The 19598-nt window shown below is 41.7% G+C and carries 19 protein-coding genes; 1 reads left to right on the top strand and 18 read right to left on the bottom strand.

Features of this window, described 5'->3' with window-relative positions; genetic code table 11:
* Nucleotides 1-14 precede the first annotated feature (14 nt).
* From fliF to folP, 15 genes are all read right to left on the bottom strand, one after another.
* A complete protein-coding gene (gene fliF / locus AC1ECB_RS05485) occupies nt 15-1583 on the bottom strand; it encodes a flagellar basal-body MS-ring/collar protein FliF (RefSeq protein WP_485667790.1) in 1569 nt (522 codons plus the stop codon).
* Between the two features lie 91 nt (nt 1584-1674).
* Nucleotides 1675-1971, bottom strand: a complete 297-nt coding sequence (gene fliE / locus AC1ECB_RS05480) for a flagellar hook-basal body complex protein FliE (protein WP_485667789.1) — start codon at nt 1969-1971, stop codon at nt 1675-1677.
* Between the two features lie 8 nt (nt 1972-1979).
* The gene (gene flgC, locus AC1ECB_RS05475) at nt 1980-2414 is read right to left on the bottom strand and encodes a flagellar basal body rod protein FlgC (protein ID WP_485667788.1); all 435 of its coding nucleotides are present in this window, start codon (nt 2412-2414) and stop codon (nt 1980-1982) included.
* Between the two features lie 5 nt (nt 2415-2419).
* Nucleotides 2420-2833 carry a flagellar basal body rod protein FlgB gene (flgB, locus tag AC1ECB_RS05470; RefSeq protein WP_021167572.1) on the bottom strand — a complete coding sequence of 138 codons (414 nt, stop codon included), beginning with the start codon at nt 2831-2833 and terminating at the stop codon, nt 2420-2422.
* A 401-nt stretch (nt 2834-3234) separates the two neighbouring features.
* On the bottom strand, nt 3235-4008 hold the full coding sequence (gene codY / locus AC1ECB_RS05465; RefSeq protein ID WP_485667787.1) for a GTP-sensing pleiotropic transcriptional regulator CodY: 774 nt from the start codon (nt 4006-4008) through the stop codon (nt 3235-3237).
* Nucleotides 4009-4042: 34 nt separating this feature from the next.
* A complete protein-coding gene (gene hslU / locus AC1ECB_RS05460) occupies nt 4043-5440 on the bottom strand; it encodes an ATP-dependent protease ATPase subunit HslU (RefSeq protein WP_485667786.1) in 1398 nt (465 codons plus the stop codon).
* Between the two features lie 20 nt (nt 5441-5460).
* On the bottom strand, nt 5461-5991 hold the full coding sequence (hslV, locus tag AC1ECB_RS05455; RefSeq protein WP_021167569.1) for an ATP-dependent protease subunit HslV: 531 nt from the start codon (nt 5989-5991) through the stop codon (nt 5461-5463).
* 21 nt (nt 5992-6012) lie between these two features.
* Nucleotides 6013-6960 carry a site-specific tyrosine recombinase/integron integrase gene (gene xerA, locus AC1ECB_RS05450; protein ID WP_485667785.1) on the bottom strand — a complete coding sequence of 316 codons (948 nt, stop codon included), beginning with the start codon at nt 6958-6960 and terminating at the stop codon, nt 6013-6015.
* 106 nt (nt 6961-7066) lie between these two features.
* Complete coding sequence (gene trmFO, locus AC1ECB_RS05445) at nt 7067-8362, bottom strand: methylenetetrahydrofolate--tRNA-(uracil(54)-C(5))-methyltransferase (FADH(2)-oxidizing) TrmFO (RefSeq protein WP_485667784.1); 1296 nt, start codon at nt 8360-8362, stop codon at nt 7067-7069.
* A complete protein-coding gene (gene topA / locus AC1ECB_RS05440; RefSeq protein ID WP_485667783.1) occupies nt 8355-10553 on the bottom strand; it encodes a type I DNA topoisomerase in 2199 nt (732 codons plus the stop codon). Before topA ends, trmFO begins: the two co-directional genes overlap by 8 nt.
* The gene (dprA, locus tag AC1ECB_RS05435; RefSeq protein WP_485667782.1) at nt 10550-11635 is read right to left on the bottom strand and encodes a DNA-processing protein DprA; all 1086 of its coding nucleotides are present in this window, start codon (nt 11633-11635) and stop codon (nt 10550-10552) included. The genes topA and dprA overlap by 4 nt, the downstream gene beginning before the upstream one ends.
* A 156-nt stretch (nt 11636-11791) precedes the next feature.
* The gene (locus AC1ECB_RS05430) at nt 11792-12910 is read right to left on the bottom strand and encodes an MGDG synthase family glycosyltransferase (protein ID WP_485667781.1); all 1119 of its coding nucleotides are present in this window, start codon (nt 12908-12910) and stop codon (nt 11792-11794) included.
* The gene (folK, locus tag AC1ECB_RS05425; protein ID WP_485667780.1) at nt 12903-13427 is read right to left on the bottom strand and encodes a 2-amino-4-hydroxy-6-hydroxymethyldihydropteridine diphosphokinase; all 525 of its coding nucleotides are present in this window, start codon (nt 13425-13427) and stop codon (nt 12903-12905) included. Before folK ends, AC1ECB_RS05430 begins: the two co-directional genes overlap by 8 nt.
* Complete coding sequence (gene folB, locus AC1ECB_RS05420) at nt 13424-13792, bottom strand: dihydroneopterin aldolase (protein WP_485667779.1); 369 nt, start codon at nt 13790-13792, stop codon at nt 13424-13426. The genes folK and folB overlap by 4 nt, the downstream gene beginning before the upstream one ends.
* A gap of 11 nt (nt 13793-13803) precedes the next feature.
* Nucleotides 13804-15006: a dihydropteroate synthase gene (folP, locus tag AC1ECB_RS05415; protein WP_485667778.1), complete on the bottom strand. Its 1203-nt coding sequence runs from the start codon at nt 15004-15006 to the stop codon at nt 13804-13806.
* Between the two features lie 122 nt (nt 15007-15128).
* On the opposite strand from folP, the gene AC1ECB_RS05410 reads away from it, so the two are divergent.
* Complete coding sequence (locus AC1ECB_RS05410; protein WP_485667777.1) at nt 15129-16181, top strand: nicotinate phosphoribosyltransferase; 1053 nt, start codon at nt 15129-15131, stop codon at nt 16179-16181.
* Between the two features lie 63 nt (nt 16182-16244).
* On the opposite strand, the gene AC1ECB_RS05405 is transcribed toward AC1ECB_RS05410, so the two are convergent.
* The 3 genes from AC1ECB_RS05405 to AC1ECB_RS05395 all read right to left on the bottom strand — a co-directional run bounded on the left by AC1ECB_RS05405 (nt 16245) and on the right by AC1ECB_RS05395 (nt 19190).
* Nucleotides 16245-17006 carry a TPM domain-containing protein gene (locus AC1ECB_RS05405; RefSeq protein WP_485667776.1) on the bottom strand — a complete coding sequence of 254 codons (762 nt, stop codon included), beginning with the start codon at nt 17004-17006 and terminating at the stop codon, nt 16245-16247.
* A 23-nt stretch (nt 17007-17029) separates the two neighbouring features.
* A complete protein-coding gene (locus AC1ECB_RS05400) occupies nt 17030-17584 on the bottom strand; it encodes a LemA family protein (protein WP_485667775.1) in 555 nt (184 codons plus the stop codon).
* A gap of 76 nt (nt 17585-17660) precedes the next feature.
* Nucleotides 17661-19190, bottom strand: a complete 1530-nt coding sequence (locus tag AC1ECB_RS05395; RefSeq protein WP_485667774.1) for a YifB family Mg chelatase-like AAA ATPase — start codon at nt 19188-19190, stop codon at nt 17661-17663.
* Nucleotides 19191-19598 lie beyond the last annotated feature (408 nt).

Here is a 19598-nt window from a genome sequence, read left to right as displayed (position 1 = left end):
CCTGGTGCCTCCCGTCATTCTTCTGCTAACCAAACCTTCAGAATCTGGGCCACATCCTCAGGGCGCGATTTGGCAAATTTCTCAACCGTACTTCTTTGTTCAGCCCGTTCTTTTTCCTGGGCATTCATTTCTTCTTGAGCAGCCTCTGTTTCATCCATTATAGGTTGCGCTTCCAGTGAAATAGCTTCCAGCATTTGTTCTTCTTCTTGCTCGCGACGGCGAGCATACCGTCTATACAAATAGTATAGGATAGCACTAATAATAAGAACAGCTAGTCCAACTTTCAGCAAGAATGCCTGTTGCTGTTTGTTAGCATATTCTTCGTCTTCTTTGCGTTGTTTATCAGCCAATTCTGTATTGAACTGTATTGGTTCAACAGCAATTATATCTCCCCGGGTAGGATTAAGTCCAATGGCCGAAGCAACAGTTTTATTTAAGCTTTCTTGCTGCGCTCTGGGCATCGCTGCGTCTACAAGTACTGCTACAGTTAGCCGCCTGATAGCACCAGGGGTACTTACTACTTTTTCCTTGGTTTCATTAATCTCGTAATTACGGGTTGCTTCCCGCTTTTCATAATTGGATTGCGAATTATTATTATTATTAGCGACATAGCCAGGAATATTGGTTGTCGTTCCGGGAACACCCCCAGGAGCTGCAGCAGAATTCCCTTGATAACTCTCGTTAGTCTCCTGTGAACTACGGATAATACCTTTGTCATCGACAACAGGCTCAAAAACTTGGCGATCCATAGTTCGTTGGTCAAAGTTGAGTTCAACATTAACCCTGGCAGCAGCCTTACCAATACCCAGAGTCTGATCAAGTAAGGATTGTACGTTCTTTTGCAGGTCTTCCTGTACTTTTTTGGTCATTTCAAACTGAGTAATCGCCGCAGTGCCGGCCAGAGGTGGCGTTTCTGAATCTGACTGGTCATTTAAAACCCGTGCCAAACTATCGACAACAGTAATATTCTCCGGTTTTAACCCCTGAACACTATGGGCGACCAAATTAACGATTCCTTTCACTTGTTGCTGATTCAATTTTGCATCTGGTTTAAGTTTAAGCATAATGGAAGCCGTAGCTGGTTTTTCTGTTTTTTTATAGAGGCTATCTTCTGACATTACAATGTGAACTCTGGCTTTTTCCACTTCTCCCATTTGTTCAATTGTACGTGTCAGTTCTCCCTGAACGGCTTGCAAAAGCTGCACTTTATTCTGAAATTCTGTTGCGCCAAACTTATTTTGTTCAAAAATTTCAAAGCCTTTATTTCCTCGTGGCAAACCCTGACCTGCTAATTCCAACCTTAGCTTATGTACATCTTGGGCCGGAACTAAAATGACAGTACCGTTACTGCCAGTTTGAACTTCATAACCAACCTTCATTTCTTTCAGTTTTGCAGTAACTTTAGCTGCGTCTTCGGCCTCAAGCGTAGTAAACAACGGTACATTGTCGGGGCGACTTCCCCACCAGTAACTCCATGCTAGAATAGAAATAAATACAAATGCCACTGTACCAAGGATAATGTACTTATGTTTTTTATCTAATTTTTGCCAAAGACGCAGAGACTGTTCTTTCAAGTCAGTCATGTCTCCACCCTTTCAGTTACGGAAAAATAATTCCAATTAAACACCCATTATAGTTATCTATTCGCTTATCTTAATTATTTTCAATTAAACATTAAACTTGCATTCTCATAATTTCCTGATAAGCGTCGACAACTTTATTGCGGACCTGCATCGTCAGTTGTAAGGCCACTGTCGCTTTTTCGGCAGCTATTGTAACTTCAGCTATATCCTGAATTTTGCCTGTAGCCAAATTTATTGACGCCTGGCTGGCTTCGTTTTGCAGCTGATTTACATTGTTTAATGCTTCATCTAAAAATTCGCCAAAGGTTTTTTCAGGCTGTTTAGTACTTTCAGCGATTTCAAGTATCTTGCCGGTAATAGGCGCTAATTTTAAAGCTTCAATTTGCATTATTCCTCCTATTTCCCAATATCTAAGGCCTTCATGGCCATACTCTTGGCTGCATTCGCAGCAGTAACGTTAGCCTCATAAGCTCTAGAAGCAGTAATCATATCCACCATTTCACTAACTATACTAATGTTCGGCATCTCCACATAGCCTTCCGTGTTAGCATCCGGGTGGTTAGGGTCATACATAAGCTTAAATGGTGTCGTATCTTTTGTGATTCCGGTTACCCGAACACCATCGCCTGTATCCATTTGCTTAGACAGTATCTGTCCAAAAGAAGCTTGTTCAGAACGTGGTTCAAATACCACCATTTGCCGGCGATAAGGGCCACCCTCGGCAGTACGGGTAGTATTAGCATTAGCTATATTATTAGAAATAACGTCCATCCGCAGGCGTTCAGCAGTCATACCGGAAGCGGAAGCGTCAATGGCCTGAAATAATCCCATAATACTCATTTCCCTCCGTTAATTACAGATTTGAGATTAGAAAAATATTTATTAATCCGATCAGCAACTGCATTATAATAAATCGAGTTTTTTGCCAAGCCTGCCATTTCGCTGTCAATATCCACATTATTGTCATCATTACGAAAAGAAGTAGTAGTAATAGTGTTTATCATAGGTTCTACATCATTTATTCCGGTTGATTTTACTGGCAAATGTCGTTCGTGAGTTCTGGCAATTGGTGCCTTTTCAGAACTCATAGCTAACTCCAACTGATTTTCAAAACTTACTTCACTCTTCTTAAACTTAGGAGTATTTACATTCGCTATGTTATTGCTAATAACTTTATGCCGTAATGAAGCAGCGCTTAACGCTTTTTCTAATACAGACACCTGCGATGACTGCACAAGTGAGTTAAGCATTTTGCCAACCCTCCTTTAACTTGATCCAAACTATTTACTATAATAATTTTGTCTATATAATTATATAGTATTTCTACAAATCACATACTATTATTTCTACAAAATACATGAAAATCCTCTAACTTTTTTGTGAAAAATGTTTGCCAATGCTTAAACTTAGGACCTTCGGCCTATCCCGTCTACATAATACTTTCTAGTTCAAACTTTTCTATTGTAAATTATTGTTAAATTGTTTTATTACTCAAAAATATGTCGATTACTATCCCTTTTACTCCGGCATAATCAATGGAATTAAAAAAAGATGACTCCATTGCAGGAATCATCTTTGTAAAACTACATAGTCTTTTTTACGTTTCTCACCAAAGGGTACCTATTACTCTCAAAACTCGATTTATGATAAATTATTTTTTTAGTTTTTGTAATTCTTCTAATAATCGTTCGTTAAGAACTTTTATATATGTTCCTTTCATTCCAAGCGATTTAGATTCAATCACACCTGCACTTTCAAACTTACGTAATGCATTGACTATTACGGAGCGGGTAATACCAACGCGATCAGCAATTTTACTGGCAACCAACAAGCCTTCATTGCCTTCTAGTTCGCTTAATATATGCATAACTGCTTCTAATTCCGAATAAGATAATGTTCCCAGGGCTACTTGCACAGTAGCCTTTTTTCTAGCTTCTTCCTCTATTTTTTCGCTGCGGTCTCTGAGCATTTCCATGCCAACAACCGTTCCACCATATTCAGCCAATATTAAATCATCATCAACAAATTCAACACTAAATTTAGCTACAATTAATGTTCCTATACGTTCCCCTACGCCATGGATAGGAACAATGGTAGTAAATTTATCGTTAAATAAGCAATTGGTTTCTGCACTAAAACTACATAATCCGCCTTCCAAACGAAGGTTAGGAGATGTCTGCTCAATCTTGCGCAACCATGCTACATACCGTTCAGGAAACCTTCCTGTTTGAAGCACTTTATCCCGCATAAGATCACACTCAAAATCATCAAGTAATGCATAGCCCAAAATACTACCATCTTTGTTAACAATATAGACGTTAGACGCCATAACGTTGCTAAGCACTGTCGCGACTTCGCTATATTCGACTTTTTCTGATTTCTGAAGCAATTTATTAATAGTACGTGTACGTTCTAATAATGACATTTACTATTCCCACCTTCCATAATGTGAAACAAAGCTATAAAATGTAATGACTTAGATCTTGATTTATAACTATATGATCCAATTTGGATTTAACATAGTCACGATTAATAATGACCTGCTTTTCAGCAACATCAGGCGCATCAAAGGCTAGATCTTCCAAAAGCTTTTCTAAAATAGTGTGTAGTCGCCGGGCACCAATGTTTTCAGTCTGGCTATTCACTCTACAAGCGATATCAGCCAATTCATCAATAGCATCCTCGGTAAACTCAACTTTAACATCTTCAGTTTCCAACAGGCTAATATATTGTTTGATAAGTGCATTAGCCGGTTCAGTCAGTATTTGCCGAAAGTCTTCTTTGGATAGATTAGTAAGTTCAACCCTAATGGGAAAACGCCCCTGCAGCTCTGGTATCAAGTCAGAAGGCTTAGAAACATGGAACGCACCTGCGGCAATAAACAAAACATGATCAGTTTTTACTGGGCCATATTTAGTAACAATTGTAGAGCCCTCAACAATCGGCAAGATATCACGTTGAACGCCCTCGCGGGAAACATCAGGTCCTGAACTTTGACCTCTGCCGGAAATCTTATCAATTTCATCCAAAAAGATAATCCCATAGTTTTCGGCTACATCAATAGCACAAGTAATCACTTCATCCATATCAATCAACTTTTGCGCTTCTTCCTGCGTAAAAATTTTTCGGGCGTTGGATACTGTTACTTTACGTTTCTTCTGTTTCTTTGGTAGTAAATTACCAAGCATATCTTGTATATTCATGCCCATTTCTTCAATTCCAGTCCCAGCAAACATTCCCATCACTGGTTGAGCACCATCTTCTACTGTAATTTCAAGCAATTCTTCTTCAAGTTCACCGTTAAGCAGGCGTTTGCGCCACCATTCACGGCCTGTGTTTACTACTTGCGGCTCTTCTTCTACTTCTGGTGGTTTATCTTGACTTGTTCCGATCCCCCCGGAGAATAGCATTTCAAATGGGTTGCGGGACGATTCTTTTTTTACCTGTGGAACAAACTGATCAAGAATGCGCTCCTCTGCCAATTTTTTGGCCTTATCGTTAACTTCCAGCATCTTCTGGTGCTTAACCATACGAATGGATGTTTCAACTAAATCACGCACCATGGATTCGACGTCACGACCAACATAGCCTATTTCCGTAAACTTAGTTGCTTCTACTTTTACAAAAGGCGCGTTGACAAGTTTGGCTAAGCGGCGGGCAATTTCAGTTTTGCCAACTCCTGTAGGACCAATCATCAAAATATTTTTAGGGATAATTTCTTCTTTAAGTTCTGCAGGCAGTTTCTTACTACGCCAGCGATTTCTAAGTGCCACAGCTACTGATTTTTTTGCTTGCTGCTGACCAATTATATATTTATTCAATTCCTTGACTATTTCTTTTGGCGTTAGTTCCAGCAAAATCATCCCCCCTTTTTTTCTTATAACTCTTCGACCGTAATATGGTCATTCGTATACACACAAATGTTGGAAGCAATTTCGAGCGCCGTGCGCACAATATCGGTGGCGCTTAATGGAGAATGCAGTACTAGGGCTCTGGCAGCAGCAAGTGCATATGGTCCGCCAGAACCAATCGCAGTAACGCCGTCATCTGGTTCAATTACTTCACCATTACCAGATATAATAAGCAGATGGTTATCATCAATTACAATAAGCAGCGCTTCCAGTCGTCTCAGTACCCTGTCCTGGCGCCATTCTTTCGCAAGTTCGACAGCTGCTCTCATCATATTGCCATTAAACTCTTCCAGTTTTCCTTCAAACTTCTCAAATAGCGTAAACGCATCAGCCACTGAACCGGCAAATCCAGCCAATACTTTACCGTGATATAATCGGCGGACTTTTTTTGCATTGTGTTTCATTATTGTGTTTTGACCAAAAGTAACTTGTCCGTCACCGGCAATAGCTGTCTTCCCCTGATGGCGAACAGCAACAATCGTTGTGGCATGAAACATGAATATCACCTCCCAGGAAAATCAAGCACGCGGATGAAATTTCCTGTAATTTGCTTTGAGTCCTTCGGTTGTTACATGAGTGTAAAGCTGAGTAGTAGACAAATTAACATGACCTAAAAGTTCCTGAACAGTCCTTAGGTCAGCACCATTATCTAATAGATGGGTCGCAAAAGTGTGGCGAAGGGTATGTGGACTGACATTTTTTTCAATTGCCATTATCTCAACATATTTGTCAACAATTCTTCGAACGCTCCTGTCAGTGAGTGGTCCTCCCCGACTATTTACAAATACATAGTTATGAACCTTATCTATTTGATGGCCATATTCCCCCGGGTTCGCACATAACCCAGGGCGTGTATTAGCTAGATAAAGTTGCAAAACTTCAGCCGCCGTCCGTCCCATCAAGACAATTCGCTGTTTAGCACCTTTACCAGATACAACAATTGCACGTCCGGAAAAATCAATATCTGCAAGAGTAATTCCAGTAAGCTCACTGACCCGAATCCCTGTTGCATATAGCATTTCCAATACAGCTTGATCACGAATTCCCAGCGAACTGTTGCCTGGCAAAGTGATTAATTCACGAATTTCGTTTATGTCAAGAAAAACAGGTAATTTTTTGTCCAGTTTTGGTGTGCTAACCACTTTACAGGGATTTTCCTTTAAAATATTTTCCCGGCATAAAAATCTGAAAAACGACCTAAGCGCCGCAATCCGTCGCATAATGGTCGCTTTGGCATACTGTTTCGATTTTAAGAAAGCCAGATAACTGCGGATTATAAGCGGGTTGATATCAGCAAACAGAGCCACACCACTATCCTGGTTATCCACAAATTCTACAAACCGCCAAATGTCACATTGATAGTTGCGAATAGTATGTTGCGAAGCATTTTTTTCAAGTTTTAGGTGTAAGACAAACTTCTCTACTAATTGGGCAATACCATCAAATGCTTCGCCTTTTGAGAGCATTTTTTTATCATTCTTTCCGATAATATTTACTCTTGTGCCATTCTGGCGGAAATTACTATTATACTAACACACTTGATAGGATTGCGCAATATTATTGTCATATTATTCAAATAAATTCTCGTAATGCCGCTAATGCTCTGTTGGCAATAGTTTGATTCTTGACCTTCTTATCTTTAATCTTATGCGCTAGTGGCGGAAGCAGACCAAAATTTATATTCATTGGTTGAAAATGTGTCGGATCAGCATGTGTAATGTAATGACACAAAGCGCCATGGGCAGTTTGCTCGGGAAATACCTGCAGTTCAAGTCCTTGCAATAGCCTACTGGCATTAATTCCAGCTACCAGACCGCTTGCTGCTGATTCAACATAGCCCTCAACACCAGTAATTTGACCGGCAAAGAATACTTGCGGCTGCACTTTCATTTGTAAGGTAGGCAGCAAAATCTGCGGTGAGTTAATAAAAGTATTCCGGTGCATTACCCCATAGCGGACAAAATCCGCATTCTCCAAACCGGGAATAAGTCTAAAGACACGCTGCTGTTCAGGCCATTGTAGATGGGTTTGAAAACCAACCATATTATAAAGTGTTGCCGAACGGTTGTCTTGCCTTAGTTGGACTACAGCATATGGCATTTCGCCGGTCTCTGGATGCCGTAAGCCAACAGGCTTCATTGGCCCAAAGCGCATGGTATCAATCCCGCGGGCAGCCATAGTCTCTATCGGCATACACCCTTCGAAAACTACTATCTTTTCAAAGTCTTTGACTGGTGCGGTCTGAGCACAGGTAATTTCCTGCCAAAACAGTTCATATTGTTCTTTGGTCATAGGGCAATTTAGATAGTCATCGTCCCCTTTGCCATAGCGAGAAGCGCGGTAAATTATATTCATATTAAGTGAATCAGCGGTAACGATAGGCGCCGCCGCGTCATAAAAATAGAGATATTCATTGCCAGTGAGACCCGCAATGGCAGTAGATAAGCCTGGAGAAGTAAGTGGCCCAGTCGCAATAATTAAGGGACGCTCAGCAGGTACTGCCAGAACTTCAGTATGTTTAACCGCTATCCGTGGATGGTTACTGAGTGTATTGGTAATCATCTCACTAAAATCATTACGATCGACTGCCAACGCCCCGCCTGCGGGTACACAGTGAGCATCAGCCGCTTTCATAATTAGTGAATTTAGTATTCTCATTTCCTCTTTTAAAAGTCCTACCGCATTTTCTATTGCGGCCCCTCTAAGCGAGTTGCTGCACACTAGTTCGGCAAATAAAGCGGTATGATGAGCCGGCGTCATCACCTGAGGGCGCATTTCATATAAGTCCACATTAATACCGGCTTCGGCCAGTTGCCAGGCAGCCTCACTGCCAGCCAAACCAGCTCCTAGTATAGTGACTTTATCCATTATTTTTCCTCCGGTTAGCTGCAAGTTTCTTTTTCGCCTTTGCCTGTACTTCTTTTTCTTCTACGTCCGTCGCAGTTTCATCGCTATCAGTTGCTTGACGGGACGAGCAGTTCTCATTACTGCAAATGCTAGAAAAACCACCATTTTTAAATTTATGTCTGACCATATATGCCCCACATACCTGACAATTCTCTTTCAACGGCATATCCCAGGTATTAAAATCACATTCCGGATATTTCTCACAGCCGTAAAAGACTCGCCGGCGTTTTGTGTGACGTTCAACAATAGAGCCGCCGCATTTGGGACACTTAACACCAATATCTTTTAAAATCGGCTTAGTATTGCGGCAAGCCGGAAACCCGGGGCATGCTAAGAAATTACCATATCGCCCCTGTTTTACGACCATCATTTGACCACAATTTTCACAGGGAACATCAGATACTTCGACAGGTAATTCGACATGGCCAATCGCTTCTTCAGCCAAACTTAGATCTTGCGCAAAAGGGGCATAAAATTCTTCTAATACATTTAACCACGAGGCATCACCTTCGGCAATATCATCTAACTTATCTTCCATTCCAGCAGTAAATTCAATATCTAGAATCTTTTCAAAGTATTGCTTTAGAAGGTCAAGTACCACAAATCCCAGCTCGGTAGGATGAAATTTTTTCTCAATTCTCTCGACATATCCCCGGTCAACAATTGTCTCAATTGTTGGTGCATAGGTGCTGGGACGTCCAATTCCTTTTTCCTCTAAGACTTTGACCAATGATGCCTCTGTGTAGCGAGGCGGTGGTTCGGTAAAATGTTGTTTAGGGTCAAGCTTGTTAAGTTTCAACACTTGTCCTGCTAGTAATACAGGTAGAGTGGTTTCCTTATCTAAGTCACTATCAGCAGTTTGTTCTACCTCTTTACTCTTACCAATTGCGCCACTAAACGCGGCTAAAAATCCCGGGAATTTTATTTGTGATCCAGTAGCTCTGAGTTTATACCTTCCAGCAGTAATCTCGATAGTAAGTGTATCATAAATCGCAGGTGTCATCTGACTAGCTATAAATCTTTCCCAGACAAGTGTATAGAGCTTTAACTGATCTTTGTTCAAGCTAGTGGCAACAGCATCTGGAGTTAATTCCAGGGTAGTAGGCCTAACAGCTTCATGGGCATCCTGAGATTTTTTATTAGCGTAGGCTGGTGCCTTCGCCGGCAGATAATTTAGCCCAAATTTATTCTCAACATAACTTCGAGCTTCCTGTTGAGCAATCTCAGCCACGCGGGTAGAATCGGTACGCATATAGGTAATAAGACCAACTTGCCCCATACGGCCAATAGTAAGCCCTTCATACAATTGTTGTGCAATTATCATGGTCTTACGGGAAGTAAATCCCAATTTACGGGCAGCCTCTTGCTGCAAACTACTGGTAGTAAAGGGCGGTTGAGGATTACGCTTTCTTTCCCGTTTTTTAACATCACTCACTATATATTCCGCTTGAATCAACTCGCTGACAATGCTTTGGGCTTGCTGCTCGCTATTAATAGCACTTTTTTGACCATCAATAGCTACTAATTCAGCATCAAACGCTTTTGAATTCGTCTTTTCTTTAAGTTTGGCTATTATCGTCCAATATTCTTCCGGAGTAAATGCCTGTATCTCTTTCTCTCTATCACAAATTAGCCGGACGGCAACTGATTGTACCCGGCCAGCACTTAATCCCTTACGCACTTTCCGCCACAGAAGTGGACTCAGCTTATAGCCCACTATCCGGTCTAGAATTCGCCTGGCTTGTTGAGCGTAAACCCGCGGCAAATTAATGGGGCGTGGGTTTTTGACAGCTTGCTGAATGGCCGTTTTTGTAATCTCGTTAAATTCAATCCGACAGGTAGTTTGCTCCGGAATATTGAGGATGTGCGCCAAGTGCCATGCAATAGCTTCCCCTTCGCGATCCGGGTCTGTTGCTAGATAAACAATATCGGCATTTTTGGCTGCTCCTTTTAGGCTTTTTATAAGATCGCCTTTACCTCGAATATTAATATACTTTGGTTCAAAGCCATTTTCAAGATTAACACCAAATTGACTTTTAGGCAAATCACGCAAATGTCCCATAGAGGCTTTGACTGTATAATTTTTCCCAAGAAACTTTTCTATTGTCTTGGCTTTAGCCGGGGATTCTACTACAACTAGAGCTTTGCTCACTTAATTCCCTCCCTGGCGGTACAGGTATAGCGCTGACCGCTATGTTCGACCGTCAAACCCCTTAATGAAAGTTGTAATACTATATATGCAGCCGTTGCCGGCAATACATTCAATTTCATCACAATTTCTTCAATTCCTATAGGCTTTTCATAATTTAGTAAACTATACACTTGCTGTTCAGCCGGAGAAAGTTCAGGCTCAGCTTGATTACCCAGACTTGTCTCCCAACCATACTCTTCTAAGATGTCCATTGCACTATCTACTAGCTTAGCTCCCTGTTTTATAAGACGGTTTGTTCCTTTACTATTATCTGCAAAAATGCCGCCAGGCACAGCAAAAACATCTCTGCCTTCTTCTAGCGCAAAATCAGCTGTTATCAGCGCTCCACTTTTTTCTGCAGCTTCTACGACAATAACACCACGCGCAAGACCGTTAATAATACGGTTGCGGGCTGGAAAATGCCCTGGATGAGCAATGACACCGGGTGCATATTCTGAGAGTATTACTCCTCTTTCAGCAATACTGGCTAACAGTTTGGCGTTCTCTGGCGGATATGAAATATCCACACCTGAGCCAAGCACAGCAAGGGTATAGCCCTGTTCCAACGCACCTAGATGAGCAGCTGTATCAATTCCTCTGGCAGCCCCGCTAACAATACCTACTTGCACAGTTGCTAATGCTGCTGCCAACATACCTGCAACATTTTTCCCATAAGTTGTGGCTTTACGTGAGCCGACAATAGCTACCAGCTTATCATTTACCGGTAACGTACCGCGGTAATATAGAACATATGGTGGATTAAAGGTATTACGAAGCAGGGTGGGATAGTTTTTATCCAATAAGCAGCAAAGACCAATTCGTTTTTTTGTTAATAATTCAGCCAACTTATGTATATCTATCTTATCCCGCTGACCAAGTAAATTATTACAAATTGTGTTATCAAGACACTTGGATAAAAATAAATCGCCCTGGTCAGCCAACCAAGCCTGCCGGGCGCTACCAAAATAATCAACCAAGGCCTTAATGCGTGAACTGCCAATACCTGGTACCCTCTGCAACGCAGCCAAGTAAAATTGTTCCATATCCAGTTCCTCCACATTTAGCTAACATTGAAACGCCAATAGCACATAGTAAATACTTGGAAAATTGTAGGTAATAGCAATTATACCTGGAATAAAATCTAAAGGTCAAGGGCCTAAGGCCCTATTTTTAAGATTTTTTATAATAATTTAGCTTTTTTAACAATAATTTAATAATAATTTAGCAATATCTGCAGCTGCATTAGGTCGACCAAGTAACGCGGCCTGCTGACGTAACGCGGATAAATCATCATTATCCTCAAATAGTAACCGAGTTAATATGGCATACAATTCCGGTAAGGAATCTGCCCTGAGAGCAACATGACCATCCAATAAAAATTGTGTGTTTGCTTCTTCCTGTCCCGGTATAGGACGGAAAATAACAAGTGGCACTGCCTTGGTCAGAGCTTCTGCTGAGCTCATCCCACCAGGTTTGGATATTAATAAATCGGCAACACTCATATACTCGTGCACATTATCGATATAACCCAGAACCTTGACTGGATGCCTGGCAGTGGCTGCAATTTGAACAAGTTTCCTGTAAAGCGACTGGTTTTTTCCCGCTATAGCAATAAGCTGTAACGGTCTGTTAATTTGATTACATAAATTTAATATTTTATCTATTGGTAAAACGCCTGCACCGCCGCCCATAATCAATATATTCTTGCGGCCCTGAGAAAGTTTAAGCTTAGCCATTAGCTTTTCTTTACTATTTGGTTGACTAAACTTATTGCTAACAGGTATTCCTGTAACGGCAATGGAGTCAGCAGCAATGCCATACTGACGCAAGTAATCAGCCAAAGCAAAGTGAGCTACAAAATAGTAATCTATTTCGTGGCATACCCATAGACGGTGAACAACAAAATCTGTAACGATAGCTACCGTTGGAACAGTAACTAGCCCCTTTTTCTTTAGCCATGCAACTAGTCCTGCCGGAGTTGCATGCGTACATACAATAACCGCCGGCTGAAACTCATTAATATAATTAAGCATGCGTTTAGCAAGAAATCGACTAATTAACTCTCGTCCAAACAGCGCCATGCGGCTTTGGTTCCCCCAGCCATAGGCAGTTCCATAGAGCGCAGGAAAAACAGTAAGAATTTTTAAGTATATTGTAAGTATTGCCTGACCAATAGCGGGGGGAATGAAATCAAATACATTGCATAATTCAGTTTCACACGCATGCCTCATCGTAAGAATTTGACTAACTGCCTGCGCTGCCCTGATATGACCTGCACCTATCGGAGCACTAATAAATAAAATTCGCTTATTACTCAAGCGTAGCCGCCTGCTCAGAAGATTTTATCGCACCATATACATTGACTTGACTGTCATCAATTGTGGACAACAACAGTTCTTGTGCAGTCTTTCCTTTGTATACTGCTATATGGCCTGCAATCTCCGATAACGGAATTAAAACGAATTTTCTCTCAGGCATGCGTGGATGCGGGAGTTCAAGCACAGTAGTAGTCATCTCTACGTCATGATATAGCAAAAGGTCAATATCAATGTTACGCGGGCCCCAGCGAACTTCTCGAACCCTTCCCATTTGCCGTTCAGTTGCCAGGCAAATGGCAAGCAGTTCTAGCGGCGGCAAATCAGTGTTAATTGCAATCACAGCATTTAGAAAACTAGGCTGCTCTTTTAAACCCACCGGTTCCGTCTCATATAAAAAAGATACTTTTTCAATCGAAATTCTGGGATGATTACCTAACAGTCTAATTGCAGTAGCAATATTTTCTTCCCTGGTATGCATAATATTGCTGATATTAGAACCCAGTCCCAAAACGATCATTGTTCACGTCTCCGTACAGATTCAACTTCCACATAATCAAGTGCAGCCGCAATTGGCACCGAGGGTTTGCGCACCCGTACGATCACTTCTTCTACAAGGGGGTGCAACCGCAAAACCTCCCCGGCAATATGGTAGGTTAATGCTTCTAAAATCCGAAAACGATGGTTTTCTACAATCTCTTTAGTTTGGTTATATATAGATACATAGTCTACCGTCTCTTGAAGATTATCGCTTTTGCCAGCCTGGCTTAAATCAGCCTTCATATCAAGATCAACATAAAAACGCTGTCCCAACTCCCGTTCAAATTCATATACCCCGTGAAAGCCGTAAAACACCATGTTTTTTAAAGATACTCTATGACTCACTTTGACTCCCCCTACTTGTATTTCGCATTGAGCATTGCATCGGTCATACGAGCAACGCGGGCGATGGCTTTTACATCATGTACTCTAACAATATTTGCACCTTTAGTAATTCCTAATGCTACAGTAGCAGCTGTTCCTTCCACTCTGTCATTAGCTGGAGCATCTAAGATATCGCCTATAAAGCGTTTGCGCGAAGTACCTAAAAGTACCGGGCAACCAAGAGACTTAAGTTCATCTAGCCGGGCCATGATAACTAGATTATCTGAACCCTTTTTGACAAAACCGATACCTGGATCTACAATAAAGTTATCTGGCCCTATGCCGGCAGTTTCACCAATCTGCATACTACGCCGTAAAAATTCAAGCATATGAGACATAATATCCCTTTGATACTCAGCCTCGCCTTGATTATACATAATGACCACAGGAACATTATACTCGGCTACTACTTTAGCCATTTCAGGGTCAAACTGCAGACCCCAGATATCATTGATAATATGAGCACCCACTTTTAACGTTTCCCTGGCAACACTTGCTTTATAAGTATCGATAGAAATCGGTATACTAAAGGCATCAAGAACTTTTTCTAATATAGGCATTAGCCTTTCCAGTTCTTCTTCAGCTGAAATTTTATGCGAACCATATGGCCTGGTCGATTCGGCACCAATGTCAATGATATCAGCACCATCTTTAATCATTTGTTCGACATGTTTTAAGGCAACATCTATATTGTTAAACTTTCCGCCATCGGAAAAGGAATCTGGTGTAAAGTTTAAAATACCCATAATCAGGGTTTTTTCCGGAGAAATTGATAGCGTATGAGCTCCAAGCTTATAACTACGCTGGGGAAATTTTTCATCAACCGCTATTATCGCTTCCAATTTCTCAGCTAATTTTTTCAGTCCCCATGGCTGAACCTTCAGTTGGGGAATACACTGTTTGAAATGTTTTAAGCTACCACTTAGCAGCACATCCGTATATTGGCTGCTATTATCAGCTGCTCCTCTTGAGACTGAGGCCTCACCGCCTTTAGAAAGAAATGTCTGCTTTAAAATAAGCGCAGCCTTACTTACTACATTTTCAACTTTTATCGTCTTATAAACAGCCTTATTTGACATGATAGCTGCTCCAGCAGGATCACAATTAACTATTGCCACTTCTTTTTGGGCCTGCTCCCGGTTTTTTATTTCAATTATTCGCATATTATACTGCATTTGCACCCTCCCCTATTGCGGAAAAATATGATTTTATTGTATCATAAAATTATGTAGAATAAAGATTATTATGCAAATTTTAGAGAATTACCATTAGATTTGCAATATCTAGGAGGCATATTATGAGACAACGCCTATCGCCTGATCATTTTAATCTCCCTGTTGAACAGATAAAAAGTGGCTATTTCAGCGACAGTTATTTTTTACGCACCCAAGAAATTCTAATCAAAGACAACCATCGTCCTCGAGTAGTAATGCAAGTGTTTCAGCGTCAACAAGCCATTGTATGTGGTATTGATGAGGCTATTGCCATTATTAAGAAATGTGCCCATGATCCTGACAATTTACTTATTCATGCCTTGTATGACGGTGATCCGATTGCCCCCTGGGAAACTGTTATGACTATCGAGGGCGATTTGGCAAATTTTTCGCATCTGGAGACTGTTTATCTGGGTTCACTCTCCCGCCAAAGTAAAATTGCCACTAATGTGCAGCGGGTAGTACAAGCGGCTAATGGTAAACCGGTTTTATTTTTCCCTTCACGGTTTGATCATTATGCTGTCCAGGAATCTGACGGTTATGCGGCTCATATTGGCGGTGTATTTGGTGTTTCTACGCCTGCTAATGGCTCACTCTGGGGCGCTGATGCACTTGGCACCATTCCCCATGCTTTAATTTCTGCTTATGGCGGCGATACTGTTCGGGCCACCAAAGCCTTTGATACCCATACAGATCGGAAAATAGGCCGAGTAGCGCTTGTCGATTTTTCCAATGACTGTGTTGCAACAGCTTTGGCCGTAGCCAGAGAAATGGGTGATACTCTGGGGGGTGTTCGCCTTGATACGGCTGATACCCTAATTGATGCTTCGGTACTCCCTTATATGGGTACATTTAAACCTACTGGTGTTTGCGCACAGCTGGTTATAAATGTCCGTCAGGCTCTTGACCGTGAGGGATTTAGTCATGTAAAGATAATGGTATCTGGCGGTTTTAACACTGAGCGTATCAAGCAGTTTGAGGCGGCTAATGTGCCTGTTGACGTTTATGCTGTTGGTAGTAGCTTATTTAATGATAATATCAATTTCACGGCAGATGTAGTTATGGTAGATGGTCAACCTTGTGGTAAAGTTGGCCGAAGTTACCGTCCAAATCCCCGTCTTGCTTTAGTAAAATAATAATCAATAAAAAGGTGAAACAACCAGATCGGTTGCTTCACCTTTTTTGTTCACTATTATTAATTACCACTTTCGGCTCGATCCGCCGCCACCACCGGAACCTCCGCCATAGCCGCCACCGGAACCTCCACCACCGCCACCACGAAATCGCAGTAACGAAAGAATAAGATAGGTAAAACTTCCGCCTAGAAATAGCCAATCACAGATAAATAATGCTAATGCTCCTGCTACCAGTGCAAGCTGTGCCCACCATGGCAGAGTATCTAACCAAGATTGATTGGCAGCAGACTGTGCCTTAACTGGCTTGGCATCAATACTTATATCCAGATTATACTCTTTAGCTGTTATATTAACTAACGCCTGATAGCCATTCCAAATACCTTTGTTGTAATCATTGGCGGCAAAATATGGTATCATGTACGTATCTTGAATGGCACCTGTTTTGGCATCATTGAGGGCACCTTCCAAGCCATAACCTACTTCTATCCTGGATTGTCGGTCATTTACGGCAACTAACAGTAGCACACCGTTATTTAGCTGTTTATCACCAATACCCCACTGTCTTAGAACCTCTAAGGCATACGTCTCCACTGGGGTTTCCTCAAGCGAATTGATTGTCAACACCACAATTTGCGCTTTGGTTTTAGCCGCCAGTTTACTGCCTAAGCTATTAATTTTGCTCTTGGTTTCAGAATCCAGTACGCCAGCATGGTCTTGAACATATATACTCTGCGTCGGTGCCGGAGGAATTTGAGGCTGAGCCCAAGCACTTGCTGCTAGTAATATATACCCTACCAAAACTAGCCAAGCTAACTTTTTATTCATAAGCTATCCCCTCGCTTGGCCAATTAGAATTTAACCTGTGGAACTTGTTTTGCACCTTCTTCAGCTTTAAAATATTCTTTGGGTCCAAAACCCATCATGCCAGCAAACAGGCTTGTTGGCAGGGAACGTATTTTTACATTATAGCCTTGCACAGCATCATTATAATCTTTTCGAGCCACGGCAATCCGGTTTTCGGTACCACTAAGTTCGTCCATAAGTGCCCGGAAATTTTGGTCCGCCTTAAGATTTGGATAATTCTCGACGACAACCAATAGTCTGCTGAGAGCTGAACTCAGTTCAGCATTTGCCTCTGCCTTACCAACCGGGCCTTGCGCTCCTGTCAGCTTTGCACGTGCATCAGCTACAGCCTGAATCGCCTGTTGTTCATGGGCAGCATAGCCTTTTACGGTATTAACCAAATTGGGAATCAAATCGGCTCGACGCTGCAGTTGATTTTCAATCTGACTCCACTTACCATTAACACTTTCATTCATGCTAACCAGCGTGTTATAACTGAACACAGCACTTACTAGTAACACCCCAACTATAGCAATAACAATCCATACTGTCTTATTCATTTATAATCCCCCTTTTTTTATAGACTTCCTATTTTTATTATTTCTAACGTGAATAAATATATCATTGATAAGGTATTTATTTCCTGGAAATTGTTTGGAAGTCATTGCGAAATTGAATAGCTTCCGCAATATGAGTTGCTTCAATTTGCACTATGCCACTCAAATCTGCAATCGTCTGAGCTACTTTTATTATTCTGTCATAGCCTCGCGCACTGAGATTCATCTTGATAAACGCTTGCTTAAGAATATCTATCGAAGCAGGAGTCAGCTTGCATAATTTTTTTATATGTTTGTGCTCCATCTGGGCATTTGCATACAAGCCGAAGCTTTGAAGCCGTTTGTGCTGGATCAACCTTGCGGCCTCCACACGCTGTCGAATAGTAACCGATGACTCTTGCTCTGTATTTCTTATCAAATCGTTATACTCAAGCCGTGGCACGTGAATGGTTATATCTAAACGGTCCAATAATGGTCCTGATATTTTCTTTTGATATCGACGAATGTCACTATGTGTGCAACTGCACTCCCTTGACGGATCAGAACTAAAGCCGCACGGACATGGATTTAAAGCAGCTATGAGCATGATCTTGGCAGGATAAGACAAGGTCGCGTTAACTCGCGAAATAGTCACTTCGCCATCCTCAAGCGGCTGACGCAGGACTTCTAGTACGGTTCGGGGAAACTCAGGCAGTTCGTCCAAAAATAGCACACCATTATGGCTTAAGGTAACCTCCCCTGGTCTCGGCACACTTCCACCGCCAATCATGCCTGCGGTTGACACTGTATGGTGTGGACTGCGAAATGGTCGATTGCGAACTAACCCAATATTATTCTTAAGCATGCCGGCAACGCTATAAATTTTTGTTACTTCAAGTGCCTCTTGTGCTGTCATATCTGGCAGTATTGATGGAATCCTTCTTGCAAGCATTGTTTTCCCTGAACCTGGCGGTCCAACCATCATGACATTGTGAAAACCAGCTGCAGCTATCTCCAATGCCCGCTTGGCAACGATCTGACCCTGTACGTCAGCAAAATCAAGTTCAGCATTAAGGTTTTGACCTTCGGATAAGTTCGGAAGCGCTGCGGGCAAAATCTTCTCACCCTTAAGATGCGCAACAACCTCTGTCAGTGTTTCCGGTGCATAAACTGTCAAATTTCCAGCCAATAGCGCTTCTTGCACGTTTTCTGGAGCTACAATCATTTCAGCGATATTATTATTTTGGCAGTTCGCCGCCATCGATAATATTCCGGCTACCGCTCGCAAACGGCCTTCTAAAGACAATTCTCCGGCAAACACCTGTCTGCGGCAATTCGTTGGTTTAAGCTGACCGCTTGCAGCTAAAATGCCTACGGCAATAGGCAAATCAAGTCCTGAACTATCTTTCTTAATATCAGCTGGTGCTAAATTTACAGTAATGCGCCGGGCAGGAAATTCGAAACCACTATTTTTAATCGCAGCCCGTACGCGTTCCCGCGATTCACGCACAGCAGTGTCCGGCAAGCCCACAATATCAAATGCTGGAATACCATTGGCAATATCTACTTCAACATTTATTAATATCCCGTTTAATCCTAATGTTGTTGAACCAAATGTTTGCGCAAACACAAATTACCCTCACCACCATTCAGCCAAACATGTAATTTATTGTATGTAGTGAAAACTCCTGTTGCGATAATAAAGCCATAATCTGCGCCGCTGTCATCTGCGTTGTGTCCAAGGGTGAAATACCACCAAATTCAGCTGTTTTAGTTATTCTTGATAATTGCTGCAAATCCTGCCTATTAGGGCTTTCGCACTAAGAAATTAATGTCGCGGCCTCTTTTGCGCAAAAAACCTGCTAAGAAAAACAAGAACTTTCTTAGCAGGTTTTTTGCCAATTTGAAATTTACACAAAATCAGGAATACACCCTTTGCGGACATATTCGCCTCCTTCTGATTATAAACATAAAAGCACTCAGCAATATACCAATTACTTAGTACTCTTACAATAGCCATCAAAACTTCTTTTCCAAA

Source organism: Sporomusa sp. 246TCP1 (assembly GCF_057319775.1).
The sequence above is the reverse complement of the archived record's forward strand: the minus strand, read 5'-3'. Positions and strand labels throughout refer to the sequence as shown.